This window comes from Evansella sp. AB-rgal1 (assembly GCF_041820985.1).
Lineage (GTDB): Bacteria > Bacillota > Bacilli > Bacillales > Salisediminibacteriaceae > Evansella.
In genome coordinates, this window is sequence record NZ_JBGUAU010000003.1 from 61,271 (window position 1) to 84,759 (window position 23,489).

General features: G+C 37.4%; 20 protein-coding genes. 13 read left to right on the forward strand and 7 right to left on the reverse strand.

The features are described 5' to 3' along the window. Window positions 1-134 precede the first annotated feature (134 nt). Complete coding sequence (locus tag ACERII_RS03110) at window positions 135-1,124, reverse strand: glycoside hydrolase family 43 protein (protein WP_373639977.1); 990 nt, start codon at window positions 1,122-1,124, stop codon at window positions 135-137. Between the two features lie 342 nt (window positions 1,125-1,466). Here ACERII_RS03110 and sda point away from each other — a divergent pair, with 342 nt between their 5' ends. After that, entirely contained in the window at window positions 1,467-1,604 is a 138-nt protein-coding gene (sda, locus tag ACERII_RS03115) for a sporulation histidine kinase inhibitor Sda (RefSeq protein ID WP_373639978.1), read from the forward strand. Window positions 1,605-1,770: 166 nt separating this feature from the next. Here sda and ACERII_RS03120 read toward each other — a convergent pair whose 3' ends face one another. Beyond that, window positions 1,771-5,040 (reverse strand): glycoside hydrolase family 2 protein, encoded by a 3,270-nt coding sequence (locus tag ACERII_RS03120; RefSeq protein ID WP_373639979.1) that lies wholly within the window; start codon window positions 5,038-5,040, stop codon window positions 1,771-1,773. A 107-nt stretch (window positions 5,041-5,147) separates the two neighbouring features. On the opposite strand from ACERII_RS03120, the gene ACERII_RS03125 reads away from it, so the two are divergent. Beyond that, window positions 5,148-6,029 carry an amidase gene (locus tag ACERII_RS03125; RefSeq protein ID WP_373639980.1) on the forward strand — a complete coding sequence of 294 codons (882 nt, stop codon included), beginning with the start codon at window positions 5,148-5,150 and terminating at the stop codon, window positions 6,027-6,029. A 70-nt stretch (window positions 6,030-6,099) separates the two neighbouring features. Here the strand turns inward: ACERII_RS03125 and rnz are convergent, their stop codons facing one another. Further along, window positions 6,100-7,017 (reverse strand): ribonuclease Z, encoded by a 918-nt coding sequence (gene rnz, locus ACERII_RS03130; RefSeq protein ID WP_373639981.1) that lies wholly within the window; start codon window positions 7,015-7,017, stop codon window positions 6,100-6,102. Between the two features lie 94 nt (window positions 7,018-7,111). After that, complete coding sequence (locus tag ACERII_RS03135; RefSeq protein WP_373639982.1) at window positions 7,112-7,651, reverse strand: phosphoribosyltransferase family protein; 540 nt, start codon at window positions 7,649-7,651, stop codon at window positions 7,112-7,114. A 185-nt stretch (window positions 7,652-7,836) separates the two neighbouring features. On the opposite strand from ACERII_RS03135, the gene ACERII_RS03140 reads away from it, so the two are divergent. After that, window positions 7,837-8,649: an AAC(3) family N-acetyltransferase gene (locus ACERII_RS03140; RefSeq protein ID WP_373639983.1), complete on the forward strand. Its 813-nt coding sequence runs from the start codon at window positions 7,837-7,839 to the stop codon at window positions 8,647-8,649. Window positions 8,650-8,891: 242 nt separating this feature from the next. Here ACERII_RS03140 and ACERII_RS03145 read toward each other — a convergent pair whose 3' ends face one another. Further along, entirely contained in the window at window positions 8,892-10,001 is a 1,110-nt protein-coding gene (locus ACERII_RS03145; protein ID WP_373639984.1) for a glycoside hydrolase family 88/105 protein, read from the reverse strand. A 173-nt stretch (window positions 10,002-10,174) separates the two neighbouring features. On the opposite strand from ACERII_RS03145, the gene ACERII_RS03150 reads away from it, so the two are divergent. The 3 genes from ACERII_RS03150 to ACERII_RS03160 all read left to right on the forward strand — a co-directional run bounded on the left by ACERII_RS03150 (window position 10,175) and on the right by ACERII_RS03160 (window position 14,027). Next, the gene (locus tag ACERII_RS03150; RefSeq protein WP_373639985.1) at window positions 10,175-11,437 is read left to right on the forward strand and encodes a rhamnogalacturonan lyase family protein; all 1,263 of its coding nucleotides are present in this window, start codon (window positions 10,175-10,177) and stop codon (window positions 11,435-11,437) included. 27 nt (window positions 11,438-11,464) lie between these two features. Beyond that, window positions 11,465-12,655, forward strand: a complete 1,191-nt coding sequence (locus ACERII_RS03155) for a class I SAM-dependent rRNA methyltransferase (protein WP_373639986.1) — start codon at window positions 11,465-11,467, stop codon at window positions 12,653-12,655. A gap of 370 nt (window positions 12,656-13,025) precedes the next feature. Next, window positions 13,026-14,027, forward strand: a complete 1,002-nt coding sequence (locus tag ACERII_RS03160; RefSeq protein ID WP_373639987.1) for a hypothetical protein — start codon at window positions 13,026-13,028, stop codon at window positions 14,025-14,027. A 90-nt stretch (window positions 14,028-14,117) separates the two neighbouring features. On the opposite strand, the gene ACERII_RS03165 is transcribed toward ACERII_RS03160, so the two are convergent. Further along, the gene (locus ACERII_RS03165) at window positions 14,118-14,873 is read right to left on the reverse strand and encodes a YheC/YheD family protein (RefSeq protein ID WP_373639988.1); all 756 of its coding nucleotides are present in this window, start codon (window positions 14,871-14,873) and stop codon (window positions 14,118-14,120) included. 11 nt (window positions 14,874-14,884) lie between these two features. Then, entirely contained in the window at window positions 14,885-15,655 is a 771-nt protein-coding gene (locus tag ACERII_RS03170; protein WP_373639989.1) for a YheC/YheD family protein, read from the reverse strand. 308 nt (window positions 15,656-15,963) lie between these two features. On the opposite strand from ACERII_RS03170, the gene ACERII_RS03175 reads away from it, so the two are divergent. The 7 genes from ACERII_RS03175 to ACERII_RS03205 all read left to right on the forward strand — a co-directional run bounded on the left by ACERII_RS03175 (window position 15,964) and on the right by ACERII_RS03205 (window position 23,338). Next, entirely contained in the window at window positions 15,964-19,011 is a 3,048-nt protein-coding gene (locus ACERII_RS03175; protein WP_373639990.1) for a discoidin domain-containing protein, read from the forward strand. 41 nt (window positions 19,012-19,052) lie between these two features. Beyond that, on the forward strand, window positions 19,053-19,637 hold the full coding sequence (locus ACERII_RS03180) for a DNA-3-methyladenine glycosylase (protein ID WP_373639991.1): 585 nt from the start codon (window positions 19,053-19,055) through the stop codon (window positions 19,635-19,637). A 78-nt stretch (window positions 19,638-19,715) separates the two neighbouring features. Further along, the gene (locus tag ACERII_RS03185) at window positions 19,716-19,940 is read left to right on the forward strand and encodes a DUF3892 domain-containing protein (RefSeq protein WP_373639992.1); all 225 of its coding nucleotides are present in this window, start codon (window positions 19,716-19,718) and stop codon (window positions 19,938-19,940) included. A gap of 102 nt (window positions 19,941-20,042) precedes the next feature. Further along, window positions 20,043-20,216, forward strand: a complete 174-nt coding sequence (locus ACERII_RS03190) for a hypothetical protein (protein WP_373639993.1) — start codon at window positions 20,043-20,045, stop codon at window positions 20,214-20,216. Between the two features lie 256 nt (window positions 20,217-20,472). Continuing rightward, window positions 20,473-21,492, forward strand: a complete 1,020-nt coding sequence (locus tag ACERII_RS03195; protein ID WP_373640199.1) for an agmatine deiminase family protein — start codon at window positions 20,473-20,475, stop codon at window positions 21,490-21,492. 14 nt (window positions 21,493-21,506) lie between these two features. Continuing rightward, window positions 21,507-22,385 (forward strand): N-carbamoylputrescine amidase, encoded by an 879-nt coding sequence (gene aguB / locus ACERII_RS03200; RefSeq protein WP_373639994.1) that lies wholly within the window; start codon window positions 21,507-21,509, stop codon window positions 22,383-22,385. 86 nt (window positions 22,386-22,471) lie between these two features. Further along, a complete protein-coding gene (locus tag ACERII_RS03205) occupies window positions 22,472-23,338 on the forward strand; it encodes a glycerophosphodiester phosphodiesterase (RefSeq protein WP_373639995.1) in 867 nt (288 codons plus the stop codon). Window positions 23,339-23,489: the final 151 nt, after the last annotated feature.

The following is a 23,489-nucleotide window of genomic DNA, read 5'->3' on the forward strand; positions in this document are numbered from 1 at the left end:
TTATTCCCTTTTCTCAATTAATCATACAATGTTCTCATTTATAAGTTCATAATATAATTAATTTTTGTATCAATATATTACGAAAAAAGAAAGACTAACTCACATGTCTACGAGTTAGTCTTTTCAAAGCTATCTTATTTATTTTCGTACGGATCAATTGTTTGGATTGTTCCGTCTTCATTATAAGTAATCTCCGTATACTTTACAGAACGCTTGTGATCTACACCATCAGATAAAGAGCAATCATGATAGAATAAATACCATTTTCCTTGAAACTCAACGATGGAATGGTGAGTTGTCCAACCTATTACTGGATTAAGAATAGTCCCTTTAAAAGTAAATGGTCCTTGTGGATTTTCACTAACTGCATAAACAATTTTGTGAGTTGTTCCAGTCGAATAGGACAAGTAGTAAAGTCCGTTATATTTGTGAACCCAAGGCCCTTCAAAGAATCTTCTGTCCTCATCACCAGCAAGGATTGGATTTCCATCCTCATCAACAATGGAAACTTCTTTCGTCTCTTCTTTAAAAGTAAGCATGTCTTCACTTAATTCCGCTACAATAGGACCTAAAGCAGGGCCATCTAATGCTGGATCTTCTGCATCAGGTTTAAATGTACCTGTTTGCCATTTTTCCAGTTGTCCGCCCCAAAGTCCTCCAAAATAAATGTAAGCCTTATTATCTTCATCTACAAAAACAGCAGGGTCAATACTAAAACTTCCTGGTATGTAGTTTTCTTGAGGAGTGAAAGGACCTTCTGGCTTATCACTAGTTGCTACTCCAATTCGGAAAATACCATCATGATCTCTTGCAGGGAAATATAAATAATACATGTTATTCTTAAATGCTGCATCAGGAGCCCACATTTGTTTTGACGCCCATGGTACATCTTTCACATGAAGTGCTTCTCCATGATCTACAACAGGTGAATTCAAATCGTCCATAGATAGAACGTGATAGTCTTCCATCTTATATTGATCACCGTTGTCATTAGATGGTTCGTTATGATCCAAGTCATGTGATGGATAGATATATAGCTTCCCTTCAAATACGTGAGCGGAAGGGTCCGCAGTGTAAATGTGAGTTACAATCGGTACATTTGGTTTTGGGTTATTTTTATTCATGTCAATTCTCCTCTAAAATAAAAAATTAGTACAAGTCTGCTCTCATTGTATCAAAAACGAAATGTAAGCGTTATTAAAAAACTTAATATATTATGCCAAAAAGTATAGATATTTATTCAAAATCCTCTTTTCTGTTGTTGTTAATTTCACTTCAGGTTGTTCACTTACCTAGGTGGAACTATAGCTTGTCTCTTGAGTAGCATGTTGTCTTATTTTTAGAACGTTATGTTTATTATGTTTCTCTAAAAAAATGTTTCCTAACTCATATTGATGGGAATGTAACCAATATATGAAAATAATAGATTCTGTATAATAATCATTCATTTCAAAGGGGTTAGTATAGTGTTTAGATTAACAGATAAACAACTACTTGAAGCTTATCACCAAGCGTTAGAATTAGATCTAGACGAGGAATTTCTGATAATGTTACGAGAAGAAATAGAAAATAGAGAGTTATGTTTAGAGAAAATATTAATATAAAGTTAGTTTAGATATTCTCTTTAATACAGCGTTAGATAGTTAAAAATGACAAAAAAAGGGTGAACGAAGAATACCTTACATTCACCCTTTATATTTTATTTACCAACTTCTTGGCAGTAATAATGTCTTATAGTTTCAAAGCAAGATGTTTGCTGTTATCTTTCTCCTAATAGTTTCGGAATAATTCTTGAAGTATAAAGTAAGATGGTTTTAATCTTTCTTGATAGGAAGGAATTTCCCATATGTTCCAATTATAGCTCTCCATCTGACTAGCGTCGATACGACCGTTATCATTCGAAGGGAACGAGTCCATGATTGTTACCCCATTTGTTCCAGTTTCGTTATCTCCGTCTTTGTCTGGTTTATAAGATATCACCGCAAAGCTCATTCCCTCAATAAATTCACTTGCCTCAAACCCATCACTCCATATGTCTCCTGCTACTTCTTTCAAGCTTGGATCCTTAACATGTAAGAGACCCCATGGAATTCTAAGTTCAATCATATCATCACTAACGTAAAAGTCAGCCAATGAATCATACTCGTCGGAAGAAGGGTCTGCAATGCCATGACGAAGTTTACCTGTTTCATAAGAAGTAAAAGGAATAACTTCGTTAGTTGTAGGAATGACCATTTCCTTACTTGTCACTAACTCAATTGGATGAAAAACTCCATTGTTCTTTTCAGAAGCGTAAGCTAAATCTGGGATCATTCCTAATTCGTGTCCATATTGAAAGTGAAACAGATCATAGTAGCTATCTACCAGTATCCTTGATGTTTCTATACCATTTAAATGAATTAGAAAATCTATTCCACCATTTTCAATAGAAATATTCGTATCAAATGGGAGGTCTGTAATACCCTGGCCTTTTATCGAGTCAATAGCTACTAGCAAATTCACGTTTTCAAAAGGATTATTTTCATGTAATCCTTCTACATCAATTCGAAGATATAAATATCGTTCGTCATGATCTACATAAAATCCGCGTAACGATTGTTCATCTCCACTTCCTTCATATAGTGGAGAAGTAGTCCAATCCTCTTTCACACCTCTAATCGGAATTTTTAAAGAATCAAAGCTTACTAACCCAAAGTTTTGTTCATTCGTTTGTGCATCAGACCAATAAGGTCTTCGATAAGGACTATCGAGTTCCATCGTATTCCATGTTCGTTTGAACCACTCATCTTGCCAGGCAAACACTAATCCTCCTAGCATACCTTCATAAACAATATCTTCGAATAAGCGAGCATTGATTTCTCCTTGTTCTTGCTCAGAGAGAAAACCTTGATTCCAGCCAAATGGATTCTCGTGGGTTAGTCCTCTGGAACTTGGAACACCAAATTCAGCAACTAAAACTGGCATGGTATGGGCAGCGTGTAAATCCTTTAAATATGCTGCAAAATTATTTGGTTCACCTCGATGATCAATATAATTAATGTAGTCAGGATCATAGTTTAAAAAGTCTGGATAATAAGGATATACATGATAAGAAGCAAATTGCCCTGAACGCATATGATCTTTTAGAAAAATTGTATTAGGATTTACCCCTACTAGATCTTCTTCAAGAGACGGTTCAGATGGGTGCTCTAGTAAGTCTGTTGTTACCCAGTTCGTAAAACTGATAGGGCGATGCCATCGATATTGACTATGTTCGTATTCTAATGTGTAATCAAAAATTTCTGCTAACCAATATTCAAACGGTTCTGCTCCCTCTGTATAAATGTGATTCCCTTCGTAATCACCTAATGAAGCATAATGTTCGTTTGTGTTTAAGACCATCTCAGGATACCACTCTATTCCTAATATCCAACCAATAACGTAAGGAGCGATGTTGGCTGTATAAGTTCCACTTGCATGACCTGGATTTTCTGGTAATTGAATATTTCCGTGTATGGCATCAATAACATAAGTTATTTCTTCTTTAAAAGGCTCTATATTCTCAGGATCAAATGCATCCAATGTTTCTTCTAATCCCTCTTCACCAATCCAAACACCATGGAACAAATACAACGGTTCTTCTGCAGAACGATTATATCGTTCTAGTGCTCGGTAAAAACCAGGAGGATGTAATGTATAAACACGTATGGAGTTGGCATTCATTTCTCCCATTAATTGAAACCATCGATAATACTCATCTTCTGTAATAGCAGTTTCTCCTGGCCAATACCCTGGCTTGGCAATTCCTAAGTTAATTCCTTTTATCGTTAATTCCTTCCACTCATTATCGACATACACTTCATACACTTGATCTTGTATCCTTGCACTATATAACCCAGTTTCATCTTCAAAAGGCTCCAATACAGAATCATTAGATGGTACTTCTTTCGTTAACGAGTGCAACAATGTTTGCATCAGTGGCACATACGTTTTCCAATAAAAAGCTTCGGTACTTCCAATCCTATCCAAGGTAAACCATTTTTTAAATGTCGGATAACCCGCGATTTGATAAAAAGAAGGGACATTTTTAATATCAACATAATCTCCTGCAAAATAGTAAGATGTAAATCCTTTACTAGTAGAATGGACAATAGCAGGAAAAGTAGTTGGTATATCATAATGTCGTAACAGAGTAGCGCCCTCTTCTGTTAAATCCCAATTATACGTAGCAACAATATCCTCTTCAGATTGTGGAGTGATGATATCAAACCAATAATAATAGCGAGGACTTTGATGTAAATTAAACATGTCTTGTCCTTTTTCTGTAAAAGCTACGTTAATTCCTTGAGACCCTACATGGATGTTTTCTTCTAAAACAACGATCGTATCATCTTCGTGAATTAAAATATAACCACCATCTGAGAAATCCCAGTCTGAATTATGTTGAGCTTCGTATTGTTCAACTGCCCATGCAGGAACTTCATCGGATGATTCTCTATCAAGCTCTTGAAAATATCTTCCGATCCAGCCAGTCCAGTCTAATGATAGTAAGTTCGTTAACTCGGAGCGGGCATCATAACTTGTTGGACTTGCAAAACTATTGAATTCGGCTACCAACGTCGTTTTTTGATCATATAAATATCCTTTGATCGTTTCTATTTCATCTACAGAGATGCCTCCGTACACTTTTTCAGATCGATCACCAGAAGTACTTTGTTCATAATACTCTTCATGAAAAACCCCGTACGTATCGGCTATATAGATGAGATCTAGATTTTCTAAGTCAGGGGGTAACTCTTTTATTTCATATTCATAATCATCTAATGGAAAAAATCCATAATAATCATCGATAGAGTATGTTTCTAGTGATGTTTGGTGAACATATTTTTCATAATTTAACAGCCACGTAAGTCCTTTATGTTCTCTTTTGTCATCGTCTGGAACCGTTTTGTCGATGATCACGACATGTAATTCATGTTCCTCCTTCGTGAACCACAGTAGGAATGGTATGCTAAGAAGTAATAGTAACAGTGTAATAATAATAATCGTTCGTTTTTTCAAGGAAAATCCTCCTAGAGCAAATCTGTAAATGGTTGATATAATTACTTAATTTTATATGAATTATCTTAACTTACCAACTGTTTTCTTAGGTAGAAAGGAATTGATATATGAAAAAAGTACTACTTTTAGGAATGCTTATAATTCCTATTGTACTAGTGTGGTTGTTTTTTACAAATATTCATGAGAAAAAGGATGATATCGAGATGTCGACGTGGCTTTGGGATACAGCGCTAATCGAGTCACATCAAGAAGTAGAAAAAATGATAGACTTTTTACAAAAACAGAAGGTAAATATAGTATATCTTCAAATTAATAGGTCAATATCGTATCAAAGCTATCGAAAATTTATTAGTGCAATGCACGAAATAGGTGTGGATGTTCATGCTCTAGATGGTGCTCCAACATGGGATATGGGGGATCAAACAGCCTTATTATCCTGGCTCTCTATGTATCAAGAAACATCAGATGAAGTAGCTATGTTTAAAGGGGTGCATCTAGATATTGAGTTTTATTTACTTACCAACTGGGAGGAACAAAAAGAAGAACTGGTTATTAACTTCCAAAATCATATAAGAGACATGGTCCAAGCGTTGGAGGAACTACAATTGCCACTTGCCGTCGATATTCCGTTTTGGTTTGATGAGATTCATTACGACAACCATTTCGGTAATGATGTTTTGGGAAAGTGGATTGTTCAAGAAGTTGATAGTGTGACTATTATGGCCTATCGAAAGGAAGCGGAAGGCGCAAATGGAATAAACCAATTAGTGTTTAATGAAATTGGTTGGGCAAATGAGTTTGGAATAAAGGTGGAAATAGCTGTGGAAACCATTGAGTTACCTGAAATTCATACCACATTTTATGGGAAAACGGAGTCCGAATTACGAGAGCAATTAGATATTGTTTGGGGAGAGTATGGAAATGATCCTTCCTTTTTAGGGTTTGCCATTCATCATCTAGTGAGCTGGATGGAACTAGTGGATGATTAGGGAGGACGTGGTTCCCGGACAAAAGTAAGCTTCCACAACAATGTTGTGGAAGCATTTTCGTGTTGTGCCATCAAAGTGAAAACGAAGCCAAATCCTCCGCTACAAATGTATGTGAAAAAACAGCTTTCGCCCCTTCCAGCAGTTGATCCACAGCATCCTTTTGATATCTGGAGCTAATATGATTTAATATCAGTTTCCGTACATTTGCAGCTTTCGCAATTTCTGCCGCATGAACTGCAGTGGAATGAAAATAATCAAATGCCAAAGCTTCATCTCCAACTGCAAAAGTGGATTCATGAACTAGTAAATCAGCATCTCTTGCCAATCGAATGGAAGCTTCCGTATAGCGTGTATCACCTAAAATAGTAACAATTTTTCCCTTCTTAGAGGGCCCAATGAAGTCTTTTCCTTCGAATGACCGGCCATCAGGTAAGGTAATCGTTTCCCCACGTTTCAACTTTTGTAAATGAGGTCCATTTGGAATGCCTGCCTCCCCTACTTTTTCCATAAGTAAAGGACCTAGGAAATCTTGTTGTTCTACTCGATAACCATAACAGGTAATTCCATGAAGTAAGGGAGCGCATGAGACAGTGAAATCATCATTAGTAAACAACACCCCACCTTCTTTAATCTCCTCAATTGTTAAAGGATAGTGTAAATAAGTGGTGCTTACACGTAGAGATGTTTCAATGAACTCTTTAATCCCAGGTGGACCGTATATTGTTAATGGTGTTTCGGCACCTTGGAAAGAACGACTCCCCAAGAGCCCAGGAAGACCGAATATATGATCACCATGAAGATGAGTAATAAATATTTTCTCTATCTTTCGAGTTTTTATGGGTGTATATAAAATCTTGTGTTGTGTTGCTTCTCCACAATCGAAAAGCCAAATGGAACTATGTTTATTATCTAGATGCAAAGCTAAGGATGATACATTTCGATGCTTTGCTGGAATCCCTGCACCAGTTCCTAAAAACGTAATCTTCACACTTTCCCTCCGTTCGATCAGGCAGTATGGAAAACAATAATGTAATAATCTACAATGGTATATCCCTTTCACATACCTAACATACATACGCAAATCAGTTGAAAAATAATGGTAATTTCTCTAGGAAGATTATATCATCTCTTTCAGCGGCATCTCCCTCTGCTAAAATAGCGGCTTTTGCAACAACATTTCCACCAGCCTTTGTCACAAGCTCTTCCAAACCGCGAAGGGATTCTCCTGTACTAATGACATCGTCCACAATAGCCACACTTTTCCCTTTAATGAAATCCACATCTGCTTGATCAAGGCAAAGCTGCTGTTTTTTCTGGGTAGTAATGGAAACCACTTCACTTACTAATGGTTGCTCCATATATGGCTTTATTGTCTTTCTCGCAACTACATATCTTTTCATTTCTAGTTGTTTCGAAAGCTCGTAAACAAAGGGAATTCCTTTTGCTTCTGCCGTCACGATAACATCAACAGGAGGTATTTTCTTTGCAAGCAAAGGAGCGGAAACCATAACAAGCTCCGTATCCCCTAGAATAACAAAGCTAGCAATGCTTAATTTATCAGAGATTGGGATGATAGGTAGTTGTCTAGATATCTCCCCTATTTTTAAAGTGTATGTATTCATGATTAAATTCCCTCCTAAAATTCCTTATGCAGTTAATAATTATTGTTAAACTGCTAGATATTCTGTTTCCCTTCCTATTATAAACAAAAAAAACGAAAACTTGTGATTTGAAAAGTTGTAATTAATTTGGAAGCAGTAAAATGATATAATGGTGTTGGTTAACTCAGTAAATTAGGAGAGCGATTATGCATACAAAGAAAACATTACTAGATCAATTAAAGAAACTACGTATCAATGAAACAGGTACCGTTCTTGTCCACTCTTCCTATAAGAGAATTGGTGAGGTGGAAGGGAGAGGAGAAACTGTACTAGATGTATTCGGTGACTATATGAAAAAAGGATTACTAGTTTTTCCAACACATACGTGGTCGTACATCAATAAGGAGAATCCTAGATATTATGTAGACAGTTCTCCTTCTTGTGTTGGTATTTTACCGGAATTGTTTCGAAAACGTCCAGATGCTGTAAGGTCACTGCACCCTACTCATTCTGTTGCAGCTGTTGGAAAAGATGCGTCTTTCTTTGTTTCAGGAGATGAGCAATTTGACACTCCATGTGCAAGAGGTTCTGCATGGGGAAAACTGTTAGATAAAAAAGCACAAATTGTTTTGGTTGGAGTAGATTTGCGAAAAAATACCTTTATTCATGGTATTGAAGAATGGATAGACATCCCTGGAAGATTAACTGATACTCACGAAGAGCTATATACAGTAATGCCTGACGGAACTGAAATTCCTGTTCCATCTCGAAGACATTGTGGTTTATCATGGTCTATGCACTTTTGGAAGGTAGAGGAGACGCTAGAGAGACTTCAAGCTGTGTCCAGAGGGAAGTTTGGAGATGCAGATGTACTCGTGTGTGATACGGTAATGCTAACGGAAATAATCACAGAAATGCTTCTGCTGAATCCTGATTTATTTTCCACAAACGAGCCATTAAGTAAAGAGTTTACATCCATGTTTGAAAAATATTGGCTTTTATTTAAAACTGCGATTTAACAAGTAACAAGCGCAGTTTCTGAAAATGCTGCGCTTGTTACTTAAAAGTTGTTTAAGTTTGGCTGAGTTTAGAAAATAAAAAGAATGAGGCTGAGACAAAAGTGTTTCCAACGCTGAGAAATCCGAACGAAATGATACTTGCGTAAAGTATTCGCTACGGAAATATACTTCGCTAAAAGGTTACTTATCGTTCGTATTTTCAGATCTACACTTTCGTTATGTCCCAACCTCATTTAATTTTTTTACTTTGAAGCTAGTTGTTTTATTTCGTTGTAAGCCATCAGGAATGGAGCTACTCCGTGTCCGTTATTGATAACAATAGGCTCACCGTTAATATAATATTCGTAATCTCCTTTACGAACGATTCCTAATTCAGGGTGGGTACCTAATCCGGCACTTTTACATATTCCACCTAGTAACACTTCTCCATCTTCTTCTGTAACATATTGCTCGATAATACCATCGAAAGCTGCTTTTCCAAATGGAATGTAATCAGCGGACAAGTATCCTAGACGAGCACCTTTTAACATTGCGTAGGCTAGCATAGCAGTTCCGCTAGACTCTAAATAATTCCCTTTACGACCACTATACTCTACAACTTGGTACCACATTCCACTGATATGCTGATATCGAAGCATACCATCAACTGCTTCTGTTAAGAGACTTTTAAATTCAGATGTATCCACGTCTTCGCCTTCTAGCATCTCTAATAGGTCTACGAGTGCCATCACAAACCAACCACAAGCTCTTCCCCAAACGTGTGGGGATAAACCAGTTTCTTTGTCGGCCCAAAACATGTCGCGACTTTCATCATACGCATGGTAATATAATTGTGTCTCTTCATCAAAGAGAAGGTTTCGTACATTTCTAAATTGTTTCAGTGTATCGGAGTAATCCTTCTTTTCTTCAAACTCTTTTATATACTCTACATAAAATGGCTGCCCCATATAAAGACCATCCATCCATATTTGGTGCGGATAATTTGTTTTATGCCAAAAGTTTCCTGTTTTCGTTCTAGGATATGTCTTTAATTGGTTATAAATTAAATCCATTGGCTTTTTATAACGTTCATCTTTTTCTTTTTTATAAAGTGTATGGAGAATCGCCGTCATTCTAATTTGGTCAATACTATAGTAATCTGTGTTTATTTGAGAAACGTCTCCATTTTCGTCGACAAGTTGATCAATAAAATTTTTTACAAAAAGATAATCTTCTTCATTTCCAGTTTGTTCGTAGCTATCTAAATATGCTTTTAAAATACAACCTTCTACATAATGCCAGTTATAGCCAAACCATTTCCCAGAGCTTTCTTTATATTGCTGCTTAAGTTTTTCCACCAATTCATAAGCCATGCATTTTCCCCTCCAAAGTAACTTGTTTATAATATAAATAGACTACCAATGTCATATAGTTAATAACAACGTTGTAATTTAATTAAAATGCATTTTGAAAACGTTGTCAACAACTTAGTGAGGTGAATTGTGACAATAGTAAGAAGTAGTTTTTAATTAGGAGGAAATGTAAAATGGATAATAGAAAAGAACCGATTTTACTAACCAAACTTGATATTCGAGAAGCGGGCTTACGAAGCAAAATGTTGTTAGGAGACTTAAATCAAGATGGAAGAATGGAGCTGTTAATGGTTCAAGCGGACGGTGGGATTGATGATCGTTATGTACCACATCAAGTAATATGTTTAACCGCATTTGATTTAGAAGGGAATACTCTTTGGCAAGTAGGGAAACCGGACGAACATGCAGGAGGTCCAGGTTCGGATTATCCTGCTCAAATATACGATATAGACGGAGATGGCTGTAACGAAGTGCTCTGTATAATGAATAAGAGATTTCTTGTCCTGGATGGGAAAACAGGGAGTGTAAAAAAATCGTTCCCACTACCTAGCGCAGAGGCTCATGACTGTATCATTATCGCAAATTTGTCGGGGAATGATTTCCCACAGGATATTATTTTAAAAGATCGATACAAAACGATGTGGGCATTAAACAACGACTTCGAACTTTTATGGACTCATAAAGGGAATGTTGGCCACTTTCCATGGGTGTGTGATTTGGATGGGGATGGACATGATGAGGTAATAGCCGGTTATGATTGTCTTGACCATGATGGACGTGTATTATGGTCATGTACCGATTTAGAGGATCATGCTGATTGTATTTGGACGGGTCATGTGAACCCTGATTCGAAAGCAATCGATATTGTCATTGGTGGTAGTGTTACTGTAATGTATGATCCGAGAGGCAAAGAGATTTGGAGATATGATGGATCGGTAGAATCGCAGCATATAGCGTTAGGGAAATTCCGAAGTGATTATCCTGGATTACAAATAGCTGGTCTTGATCGTATTATTAGAGGAAATGAAAATGGGAAAGATGGTCTTTTTCTTTTAGATGCTAATGGAAAAGAAATCTGTAAGGAAGATAGAAAATCAAAAGGTTGGTTAACGATCATTGACACGATACGCAATTGGGATGATAGGGAGTTAGATTATATACTTGCCTATCGAAGAGGTGGAGGAATTACACCTACATTATATGATGGCTATTTACAACCTGTCATTCGATTCCCTGTAGATGGGTATGTTGTACAAGGAGATTTGTTTGGTGAAAACAAAGACCAAGTTATCATATATGACAATGAAGCGGCTTATATTTTTTCCAATGAATATCGAGAATTAAAAAAGGAAACAAAAGGTAGTAAAACTGGCTTACCACAATCAAAAAGATTATTTAGCTCCACACTGTATCCAGGTGGAGAATATATAAACTAATAAGAGTTTTTGAAGGATGATAAATACATGGAAGAAATTCAAGTTAAGATTAAAAATAGCTTTGCTAAGAAATACCAAAGTGGATTTCCCCTACTTATAAAAGAGGCAATAATAAATGTTCAAGACTTAAAAGAAGAAGGGAAACTTGTTAAAGTAATAGACGAAAGAGGAGAGTTTTTAGGTAGGGGCTATTATGGAAGACAGAATAAAGGATATGGGTGGATACTCACGCAAAAAGAGACCGAGCTCTTTGACGAAGCATTCTTTCATAAAAAAATTAGTACTGCATTGAATAGAAGAAGCTCTTTATATCAAGATGACTCCACCACTGCCTTTCGTGTTTTCAACGGAGAAGGCGATGGAATTGGTGGTGTAACCATTGATTATTATGATGGTTTTTATGTTCTGAGCTGGTATAGTGAAGGTGTTTATCAATTTAAAGAGCTTATCATTGAGTCATTAAAGAGCTTGATAGAGTATAAGGGGATTTATCAGAAAAAGCGATTTGATACAGGTGGTAAATATATTGAGGAAGATGACTTTGTTATAGGTGAGCGAGGAGAGTTCCCGTTAATGGTAAAGGAAAACGGAGTCAATTTTGCCGTTTATTTAAACGAAGGGCCTATGACAGGAATCTTTTTGGATCAACGAGATGTTAGAAAAACAATTCGTGATAAATATGCAAAAGGGAAAACGGTGTTAAATACATTTTCTTATACTGGTGCATTTTCGGTTTTCGCAGCAGTGGGTGGAGCAAGAAAAACAACAAGTGTGGACCTCGCTAATCGAAGCTTAGAGAAAACGAAGGAGCAATTTGAGTTAAATAATATCAATCCTGATACAGAAGATATTAAAGTAATGGATGTATTTAAGTATTTTGATTTTGCAAAAAAGAATAATATAACGTTTGATATGGTCATCTTGGATCCGCCGAGTTTTGCTAGATCCAAGAAACACACGTTTAGTGTAGCAAAAGACTATAAGGATCTAATAAAGGATGCTATTGCGATTACATCACTCAATGGTATGATTGTTGCTTCCACCAATTATGCTGGTTTCGGAATGGACAAATTCAAAGGGTTTATTCAGAAAGCGTTCAATGAATCAGGAGGAAACTACTCTATTATAGAAACATTCTCTCTTCCAGAAGACTTCCGGACAAGGAAGGATTTTAAAGAAGGGAACTATTTGAAGGTAGTATTTATTCAGAAGAAGTAATTACCATAGGTAAGAGGATCTGGGTCTATAATCATAAATATTCGATCGTGTATTCACTGGGATATCAACTGATTTGTCCCATAATTATTATAAAATAAAGAAAAGAAACTACATCTTGTTAACACAAGTGTAGTTTCTTTTTTTTGCTAGTAAATCATAACTAATACTTTTGTATAACTATTTATGTTGATGGAATATTTAGAACTTTATAATTATTGTGCCGAATGTCTGATATCCATAAAATGTAACTTGCGATGACAAATAAAGAGGGGGGACAGAAGTAGTAGAGTTGAACATTTGCAGGTTCTACCTTAGTAATACCCGTAAAGAAAAAAATGAAACAAAAAAGATTTTGGGGAGTGTTTGATGAATGTCTGTATCAAAACTGATTATGCGTACGATGCCGTTCTTTATTTCGCGTATCATTGTATACGCTCTTTTTGCTGTCGCCTCTTTTTTGTTTTTAGGACTTATGCTAGGATTTAGTATTTTATTATTTAAAATGTTTGAATTTGGTGCTGGATTCTTTTTCATTATCATACTAGGAACATTTTTTACTGTTTTAGCTGCATTGAGATTTGTTGAAAGGTATGTCTTGTACATGGTAAAGGTAGGTCATGTTTCGGTTATCACTGAAATACTGAGAAATGGTGACGTACCTGAAGGGAAAGGGCAATTAGCTTATGGAAAGGAACAAGTGAGAGAAAATTTCGGGTCAGCAAATGTATGTTTTGTTGTTGATAAGCTAGTCCTTGGCGCTATTAAACAAATACAACGTTGGATGATGCGGATCGGTAATTTCTTTAGTTTTGTTCCAGGCTCACAAAATATTATAGCGATTCTAAATCGCATATTGGCAGTAAGCTTAGGATATATAGATGAAGCTATATTAAGTTATATCATGCTAAGAAAATCGGAAAAGAGAGAAGAAACAGTCTGGAAGTCAGCTGCTGATGGTGTAGTGTTATATGCACAAAGCTGGAAAAAAATCATTACAACAGCAGCGGGAATCGTAGCATTTGTCTATATATTAAATATTGCTGTCTTTCTAATGGCGGTCTTCCCTCTTATGGGATTAGCAAGATTACTAGCCTCTAATGCAGGTGCAGAATCCTTCTTAGGTTTTCTTGCTGTTGTAGGTGCTTATGTTATTACAACAGTAGTAAAACGAGCTCTCATCGACCCTATAGCAACAGTAGCGATGATTCGAGCATATCAAATGAATATTAAAGGTATGGAGCCGAGCATGGATTTACAGCAGAAATTACTAAATGTATCTAGCAAGTTCAAGCAACTATTTAATAAAAGAAATGAAGACGTTCCGGAGGTTACAACTCCTCCAACAAACAAAGGAGCTACGGTAACTCCTTAATTATTTTCTTGAAATGAGGGAGTTTGGAGAGTTTCAGAGTATTTCCCAGAAGAGCCTTCTAGATGTGAGGCTCTTTTTTTGCAAATCTACTTATTCAGCCTGGGATCTTAATCTTCTTATTCTTTCATAAATAGATTTGTCATCTAACAATTTAAAGTTTCTACGAATGAGAGGTTCTATATTTACTTCATATATCCATACATTTTTATTCGAATCAATTCCAATATCAACTGCAAACTCTTTATTTAAAGGATAAAGGGGGCTAATTGTATTTACCGTAGACAGTATACAAAAGTGCAATTTCTTTACTAACTCATCTTGCTCCTCTTCAGACAAATGAAGGTAGTTAGTAAATAGATTTTCAATAACTGTAGGATTTCCACCTTTATAGTTTGTTGTAACAATTCCATTTTGTTTTCCAATCCTGGCACAAATACCAGCAACCACCCACTTCCCCTTTATCCTAACTGCATGGCAGCGTAAGTCAAATGGACGGTTATCACTCGTGTTACTGTCAACGCCTTGTTGAATAACATACTTCTTCCTCTTTGTTAGGTTATATACATCATTCCACAAGCTAGATGTGTTAGTATATTTCCTTATATTCGACGTTTCACTATGACGTAAAATAAACTGCTCTTTAAGACGATCAATTCGAAAAATTCCTTTTGATTTCCGACCGCCATCTGGTTTAATATACAGAATGTTATGTTCGAAAATCATCCTTTCAAATGATTTTTTACATAGTAACGCTGTATCTGGAACAAAAGGTTTGGTGTTTTCTGTATTTTCAAGAACGTATGTTGTAGCGAGTTTACTTTTAATGTGATGTAACTGAATAGGCATGTTATCACCCTTTAATCTAGAGTTAAAAAAGAATTATTTTCTTTTTCAAATATAGCTTTTGCTGTTCGAAATTTTTTTAATGAGATTGGATCATTTAGCTTTTTTAGCCCTGTGCAATCTGGCTTTGTATTTGCTTCGATAAACCATATAGAGCCATCTTTATCGATAGCCATATCTAAGCCAAGTACTTGAAATGGAAATTGTTGACCTAAACGGGTAGCAATCTGGTGTGAAACATCAATGAGTTCTCGGTAAACTGATAACAGATTCATTTCTTGATCGATAGAAACTAACAGTTTTTCCAGTGGTATCTCTAATGAGCCTTCAGGTGAGTACGTAACTATGGAGCTTGAATGATCGCCCACCTTGGCACTTGATAGTGTAAATGTCCAGCGACTACCAATCTTCTGCATAACCATTCTAATATCGAATGGCCTATTTCTATAGGTTGCTAAATCAATGCCTTTTTGAATAAGATACTTTTTCTTTGGATGAAGGATTTTTGTCAACTCATCATAAAGGTTTTTTTTCGATGTTGTTTTAATGTCAGTTCCATTAGAAATTGTATATGAAAACGTATCTTCAGTAACTATTCTCCAAATTCCTAGCCCTTGTCTACCTTTATCTGGTTTTATATACACTGCTTGATGTTTTCTTAACATCAAAAGCAAACTTTTTTCACTAAACCAGCATATATCTGGAACATAATGTGTTAAAATTGGATCGTTTTCCAGCACTCGTGTTTTCTGCATTTTGCTTCGTATAATCCTGTGATTAGCCATTGTTTCCCTCCTTCAAACATTTCTTCCGTTGTTTAATCCTATTCTTGTCTATACTATTAGGTTTGTTTACTAGCCTAGGAAAAGACAACTAATTAAGAAAACAATTCAAATATGTTTAGAGTAACGGATTTACTTTATAGGATGGAAAACGAAAATGCAGGCTGATTCACAAACGAAATCACAATATATTTCACTTATTCAAATTGAAAACTCCATCTTTTGTTAGATAAACAATTGTCAAATGATTTCAAGCCCTTTACGATGTTATATAAGATATTATTTTTTAAGTTTTTTGTGAGGAGGACACTATGAAAATCAATTTAGCAGGGAATTGGCGATTTCGCTTAGATCCTAATGACCAAGGTAGGACAGAAGGGTGGCAGCAAACACGTCTCACAAACGAAGGCTTTACCTTGCCGGGAACCGCCTGTGAGAATCGTATTGGTACACCTTTGGATATGTCCTTAACTGAAAAGATGACCAAGGAATCTGTGGCATCTTTCCGAGAAAAATACAGCTATCGCGGAAAAGTCTGGTTGCAAAAGGAAGTAGACCTGCCAAGTGAACTGCTAGGGGCGGGGCATATCTTCTTCCAGCGCATTTTAGGTGAATCAGCAATATGGATCAATGGGGATTTTATCGGAAAAGAGGTGGGCTTTTCTACGGGCCATCGCTATGCCATTGATTTTGATCAATATAGTGGTCAAACAATTACAGTGACAATCTCATTAGATAACCGCAATCATTATCATCTAGGAGAGTTGGCTTCTGGCTATACTAACCAGACGCAAACCTATTGGCTTGGCATCATCGGTGAGTTATATGTCAGTGATGAACTCACAGAAGATCTGATCACAACGGTGTATGATCCAAAAGAACAACGTGTGGAAATCAAATTAGCAGAAAGGCTTCAGAAACAAGAGCCTGAGGTGATGATCACTGATCAAGAAGGCAAAGTAGTTCCTCAGAAAATGAGATGGGATGAAGAGATCGGTAGGTACGTTTGTAGAACGAAAGGATGGCAAACTTGGTCTGAATTCACACCAGTCACTTATTATGTGAAAGCGTCAACAAAAACTCAGACCCTTCAAAAACCCTTTGGGCTAGTGGATTTGACCTGGGATGAAAACCACTTCTTCTTATTTGGCAAACGACTCTTTTTGCGTGGAACCTTAGATTGTGCTGTTTTCCCGCAAACCGGTTATCCGGCCATGGATGAAAGAGAATGGGAACGGATCTTCACCACGTGTATAGAACATGGCTTAAATCATATTCGTTTCCACTCATGGTGTCCACCAGAAGCGGCTTTTGCCGTGGCCGATCGGTTGGGGGTGTATTTAATGCCAGAAGGGCCGTTCTGGATGGATGAATGGTTCCACAATTCAGTGGGGGATTTTCCTGAGCATTATGAATTGATTCCATCAGAATTGAAAAAAATTGTGACCTCCTATGGACATCATCCAAGTTTTTGTTTCTTCGCCGTTGGAAATGAATTGCATGGGGATTTTAAGTTTTTAGCACAATTGATTCGGGAGTTACCATTTAAGGAACAGCAAATCATGACTACCGTTACCGCCAATACGACCAATTTGCTACGGGACTTTTATGAAGGTGCCGATGATTTCTTCGTTGGGGTGGAATACGAGAAACACGGCTTACGGGGCAATCGCTTTTTGGATCAAATGATGGTGAGCACCGATTTTAATATGGAAGACTCTTTATCCTATATACCGGTACCGACGATTTCCCATGAAAATGGGCAATATGCCAGCTATCCAGATTTAAGTGAGCCCCAAAGAATGACCGGGAACTTAGTGGCAGTCAACGAGTTGGCGGTGGCCAATGATTTGGCCCAAAAAGGTTTGTTGGATCAAGCGGAGGATTTCCTAAAACATTCCCAAAAATTTGCCTTTGAGCAATATAAGGCCGAAATTGAAATGTTGATACGTAGTGACTCCTTAGCTGGCTACCAATTATTAGGTCTGCAGGATTATCCGGGACAGGCTTCCGCAATGGTGGGCTTTTTAGATTCTTCTTGGAAGGAGAAGGGCATCGTATCTAAAGAAGCAATCGCAGCTGTCTGCGGTCCCTTAGTACCTATGGCAGAAGTTGACAGACGAATCTTGAGAATCGGTGAAACGTTGGAAATCCACTGCGGTGTTCGCTCTGACCACCTGGTTCCCATCTCTGGGAAGGGCCATTTGAGTATCAACCACGGGGAGATTTGTTTATTTGAACAAAGCATTGATCTAGCGGAAATCAACAGCGGTTATCAACGTTTTGGCACCATTCATTGGCAAGTACCTACAGATATCACCAACTTCCTTCAGTTGGAAATTCGTTTTGAAGTCCGTTTAGAGGACAAAATAGTAACAAATCAATGGAGGATTTGGATCGATGGTTTGGCTAAGGTTGAAGTAACAGATCAGTTACTGGTTGCCGATCAACTGTCTTCTGACTTCTTGTCAGAAGTAAACGAAGGAAAATCTGGGTATCTTTACTTAGACCCTCGACACTTCAATCAAGTTGAACCTGGAAATTTCTTTTCGGTGTTCTGGAGTCCGGTTTTCTTTAAGTCGAACGATAGTATTGGCACGGTGGTTAGAAACCACCATCCATTATTTAATTTGTATGAAAGCGGTCAAGAGGCTTCTCTTCAATTTAAAGAATTGCTGGAAGCAGGGGTGCATTTTACTCAGCCGAAACAAGGGAGCTTGATTTCTTCCGTTCCGAATTTTTTCAGCAATGAGATTCGCTGCTATTTGGCGGAATACCGCTTGGGTGCGGGGCGGTTGCTGATTTCAGGTATCCCTTTACTGGAGGATAGCATCAGTCAAACAGCATTTAAAAAAGCTGTTGAACAATACCTGCTTCAAGAAACTGGCACCACCACTGCCGTTGCAGAAATTTCAGAGGAGGAACTAATTGCTCTGCTGCATCCTAAAGAAACTCAAGAAGGGGAAAGAAAAACTGATTATGCCTTTCGTCAAGCCACAGATTGTGATAATGCGAAATCAAATCGCTTCGGTAGCGGAAAAGCGGTGGATGGCAATCCATTGACTTATTGGACCTGTGCTGCACAAACCACCGCCCATTGGTGGAGTGTGGATCTAGGTACTGATAAAGCAAAACTTCAATTGGAGGCTGAATTGGTCAATTGGGAGACGGTGGGCTTTAAATTGCTGGTGTCCAGCGATGGTGAAAAATGGCAGAGTTATGGGAAAACCTCAGATCATCAAGAGTTGCAATCATTTATGATTCATCAACCGGTACGATTTGTGAAACTGGCCTTTATCCATCCTTTGAACACTAGCCCGCAGTTGCGACGGGTCAGCTTATATCAATTGGAGGACTAGTGAAACTTTTACAAAAAGAATAATAAGGGGGATTGTACAACATGCTAAAGCCAGTTCATAAGGAATTTTTTCAACAAGAAACATTACAATTAGCTCAGTCTCTCTTAGGTAAAATTCTCGTGAAAGAAACAAAAGAAGGAACAGCTGCAGGCTGGATTGTTGAAACAGAAGCATATATGGGTGCGGAAGATCGAGCGGCTCACAGCTTTGGTAATAGGAGAACCAAACGCACGGAGGTCATGTTTGGAGAACCAGGGTATGTATATACATATGTCATGCATACTCACTGTCTTGTCAATGTAGTGAGCGGACCAAAGGAAGCACCTCGAGCAATACTCATACGTGCAGTAGAACCACATTTAGGAATAGATTTAATGTATGAACGAAGAGGAACAATCAAAAAAGATACGGACTTAACAAGTGGACCAGGAAAGTTGACGAAGGCGTTAGGGATTGTGAAAGAAGACTATGGACTTCCACTTTTTGAACCACCACTCTATATTGCAGAAGGATATGAGCCTTGCTCTATTTCAAGTGGGCCAAGAATCGGAATAGATAACAGTGGTGAAGCAAAAGAATACCCTTGGCGCTTTTGGATTAGTGGCAATAAATTTATCTCAAGGTAAGTAGGACAGAAATGGAAAATCCCTCTTGTTATAGTTAACAAATATATGCAGATAATACAACAGAAGGAGGCGATAACTATGGCAGAAACGGTAACTGCTGTAAGGAAGAATAATGAAGGAGATATCGTAGAGTTGCAATTATCGTCAGGACAAGTTGTAGATTATAAACAGGCTCAACAAATGGCGAAAAACGGTGAGATTGAACATGTAAATGTATTCCGTGGACGAGACGGTGAAGAACATTTACGAAGCGACGCAGATGGAATTGAACAAAACAATCTGGACAATTTACCGTCATTTTAAAGAAAACTATTTGTTAGCTGTATTGAAATAGGCAGACATAGGTCTGCCTATTTTTTTGAAAGTGCTCGTTTTTAGACAACAATGAAAGAGATAATTTTCCCCATGGGGGATGAAAATACATTATTATTAGATGTTTTAGTAACATCAACTGTATATGAAATGAGCGTAAGTCCACGAACTCCAGTGGGATGTAGAGTAGAGGCGAGACACCGTAGCAGACGGGAGCCAGGACGGCGACATGACGCCGTTGCCCACAGGACGTGGGCACGTTCCTAGGCGGAATTGACGGAGGGGGCTCGGCAACTCCCCACAGGAAAGGAGTGGACAGTAGCGAATGGAATACAAACAACAAAGTTAGTATTCCATATTAGTCTGATACACGTATTTTCAGGGTAGACGAATAATTATAAGAAAAAAATTTCAAAATTGAGTAATAACAACTTTTATTATATGATGTACGGTGGAAGTCAAAATAATAAGATAAAGAGTGATGAAATTGAGTAATGTAAAACCAAATGAACTACAATATACAATGCCACCAGAGTGGGCAGAACACGAAAGAACATTCATCTCATGGCCAGTAAAAGATTCCATGGTTTATCCAGAAGACCACAAAACTGTTTCAGAAGGATATGTTGAGTTAGTAAAGGCAATTGCTGAATTTGAACCAGTGACCGTGATCGTAAACGAGGAAGAAAAGGAAGCGGTAGAAAACCTTTTCTCTGATCAATCGAATATAGAATTTTTATCCATCCCTCATAATGATGCATGGTTCCGTGATAATGGACCAACGTTTATTACAAATAATGACGGGGAAATAGCAGGGGTGAACTGGATTTTTAACGCATGGGGAGGAAAATATTCTCCGTGGGATTTAGATGATCAAGTTGCACCTAAAGTATTGGAACACCATAATATCAAACGTTTTGATGCCCCGTTAGTGATGGAAGGTGGCTCTATCCATGTAGATGGAGAAGGAACGTTAATTACAACAGAAGAATGTCTTCTTAATCCAAACCGTAATCCAGAACTCACTAGAGAACAAATTGAACAATATGTTAAAGAGTATGTAAACATAGAAAAGATTATTTGGTTAAATAGAGGACTAAGTGGCGACGAGACGGATGGCCATGTTGATAATATTGCCTGCTTTGCTGAACCAGGGAAGATCATTATGCAAGTTTGTGACGATCCTGAAGATGAAAATTATGAGATAACGAAAGAAAATTTGGAGATTTTAATGAACGAGACAGATGCAAAAGGTCGTTCATTGGAAGTTATTAAAATTCAACAGCCACCTAATACAATGTTTCAGGAAAGCCGACTTACATTAAGTTATTTAAACTTTTATTTTGTGAATGGTGGCATTATTTTACCTGTTTTTGGTGGACAGGCCGAAGAAACAGATCGTTTAGCGATAGAGAAGTTACGTGAGGTTTTCCCAGAAAGAAGAATTAGGACGATAGATGGAATGGCAATTATCAAAGAGGGCGGCAATGTACACTGTACTACACAACAAATGCCAAAGGTACAAGCTACAAAAAGTGAATAATTGAGGTGAAAGATATGAGGAAAGTGAAAGTAGCAGCAACGCAAATGAGCTGCTCTTGCAACGTTGATGAAAATATAAGCAAAGGGGAAGGATTAGTACGAAAAGCTGCTGCAGAAGGTGCACAAATTATCTTACTGCAAGAGCTGTTCGAAACACCTTATTTTTGCCAAAAAGAAAAGTCTGATTATTACACGTATGCAACGGAAGTAGAATCTAATAAAGCGATTAACCATTTCAAAAAGATCGCAAAGGAACTACGTGTTGTACTACCTATCAGCTTTTATGAAAAGAAAAATAATGCGAGATATAATTCCCTCGTTGTGATTGATGCGGATGGCGAGATTCTAGGAACTTATCGAAAGAGTCATATTCCAGACGGACCGGGCTATGAAGAAAAATTTTACTTTAACCCTGGTGATACGGGCTTTAAGGTTTGGAAAACAAGATACGGGAAAATTGGCATCGGTATTTGCTGGGATCAATGGTACCCAGAAGCAGCAAGATGTATGGCGTTAATGGGAGCAGAAATGATTTTCTACCCTACTGCAATTGGCTCAGAGCCGCAGGATTCAACGATTGACTCACGAGATCATTGGCAAACAGTTATGTTAGGTCATGCTGGTGCAAACTTAGTTCCAGTGATTGCATCCAATCGTGTAGGGTTAGAAGAGGATGAGGAATCAAGCATAACGTTTTACGGTTCATCGTTCATTGCAGGACCACAAGGGAACAAGATTGTGGAAGCGGATCGAACAGAGGAAACGTATCTAGTAGCAGAATTTGATTTAGATGCGTTAGAAACGCAACGAATCGAATGGGGGATTTTCCGAGATCGACGTCCAGATTTATATAAAATTATCACCTCCTATGATGGAGACTTAATAATTAAATAATGATTGTGCAAAAATAAGATCGAGAAAATGTAGCGGTCTTATTTTTTTTGAAAAAATATAAACTGTTAGGCTGAAAGGGTGTTTTCATGAAACGCATTATTCTTGTTGCTTTACTTATTTTTACTCTTGCGTCTTCTCAGCTTACTTTGGCAAAAGATAATCAGTTAATGGCACAAGCCACTCTTCCAACTGGAGAGGAGTTCTATATAGGTGCACATCGAGGAGCCTCTGCTTATGCACCAGAAAATACAATAGCCGCTTTTGAATTAGCAATTGAAATGAGAAGTGATTACATAGAGCTTGATGTTCATGAAACGAAGGACAATGTACTCGTTGCCATCCATGATGATACAGTAGATCGAACCACAAATGGTTCTGGGAAAGTCGGAGAGATGAAGATTTCCGAAATAAAAGAGCTAGATGCTGGATCTTGGTTTAATGAGACATACCCTGATCATAGTAATGAAAGTTACATTGATGAGAAGGTTCCTACATTAGAAGAAGTTTTTCGTAAGTTTGGTCGTGCTACTAATTACATTATTGAATTAAAGACGAGGGGTATAGAAAAAAGGGTACTGGATCTTTTACAACAGTATAAGTTACTTGAAGAAAATGGTCGTTCCAATTGTATTATTATCCAATCGTTTGACAAAGAAAGCTTACAAATCATTCACAGCCAAAATAAGTCTATCCCCCTTTTCCAACTCTTAAAGCACCCTATCATTGGGAAAGGTACTGATAAAGAACTAAAGGAGATCAAAAAATATGCCATTGGGATTGGTCCAAATATAGATAGAATAACGAAACAGTACGTGGAGGAAGTAAGGAAATATAATCTTTTCATTCATCCATATACAGTGGATAAGAAAAAAGAAATGAAAAGGGTAATAGATTGGGGAGTGTCAGGGTTTATGACAAATTATCCTGAACATGGAAAGAAGGTTCTCCAATAATAGGAAAAATTACTTTTACCTTGATAACATACATTGATATAATTTTACATGAAGTACGAAATTTCTTTTATTTTCTATCGCATTGGACAAGTATCGAAACGGAAAAATGATCGTCTAAATCATAAAGGGCTATATTAGGCGTTATGAAGAC

Excerpts from the sequence above, each read along its gene's own strand:
- ACERII_RS03110 (WP_373639977.1), bottom strand. The coding sequence starts at position 1,124 with ATGAATAAAAATAACCCAAAACCAAATGTACCGATTGTAACTCACATT.
- ACERII_RS03125 (WP_373639980.1), top strand. The coding sequence starts at position 5,148 with ATGAAAAAAGTACTACTTTTAGGAATGCTTATAATTCCTATTGTACTA.
- ACERII_RS03135 (WP_373639982.1), bottom strand. The coding sequence starts at position 7,651 with ATGAATACATACACTTTAAAAATAGGGGAGATATCTAGACAACTACCT.
- ACERII_RS03140 (WP_373639983.1), top strand. The coding sequence starts at position 7,837 with ATGCATACAAAGAAAACATTACTAGATCAATTAAAGAAACTACGTATC.
- ACERII_RS03145 (WP_373639984.1), bottom strand. The coding sequence starts at position 10,001 with ATGGCTTATGAATTGGTGGAAAAACTTAAGCAGCAATATAAAGAAAGC.
- ACERII_RS03150 (WP_373639985.1), top strand. The coding sequence starts at position 10,175 with ATGGATAATAGAAAAGAACCGATTTTACTAACCAAACTTGATATTCGA.
- ACERII_RS03155 (WP_373639986.1), top strand. The coding sequence starts at position 11,465 with ATGGAAGAAATTCAAGTTAAGATTAAAAATAGCTTTGCTAAGAAATAC.
- ACERII_RS03160 (WP_373639987.1), top strand. The coding sequence starts at position 13,026 with ATGTCTGTATCAAAACTGATTATGCGTACGATGCCGTTCTTTATTTCG.
- ACERII_RS03165 (WP_373639988.1), bottom strand. The coding sequence starts at position 14,873 with ATGCCTATTCAGTTACATCACATTAAAAGTAAACTCGCTACAACATAC.
- ACERII_RS03170 (WP_373639989.1), bottom strand. The coding sequence starts at position 15,655 with ATGGCTAATCACAGGATTATACGAAGCAAAATGCAGAAAACACGAGTG.
- ACERII_RS03175 (WP_373639990.1), top strand. The coding sequence starts at position 15,964 with ATGAAAATCAATTTAGCAGGGAATTGGCGATTTCGCTTAGATCCTAAT.
- ACERII_RS03180 (WP_373639991.1), top strand. The coding sequence starts at position 19,053 with ATGCTAAAGCCAGTTCATAAGGAATTTTTTCAACAAGAAACATTACAA.
- ACERII_RS03185 (WP_373639992.1), top strand. The coding sequence starts at position 19,716 with ATGGCAGAAACGGTAACTGCTGTAAGGAAGAATAATGAAGGAGATATC.
- ACERII_RS03190 (WP_373639993.1), top strand. The coding sequence starts at position 20,043 with ATGGGGGATGAAAATACATTATTATTAGATGTTTTAGTAACATCAACT.
- ACERII_RS03195 (WP_373640199.1), top strand. The coding sequence starts at position 20,473 with ATGCCACCAGAGTGGGCAGAACACGAAAGAACATTCATCTCATGGCCA.
- aguB (WP_373639994.1), top strand. The coding sequence starts at position 21,507 with ATGAGGAAAGTGAAAGTAGCAGCAACGCAAATGAGCTGCTCTTGCAAC.
- ACERII_RS03205 (WP_373639995.1), top strand. The coding sequence starts at position 22,472 with ATGAAACGCATTATTCTTGTTGCTTTACTTATTTTTACTCTTGCGTCT.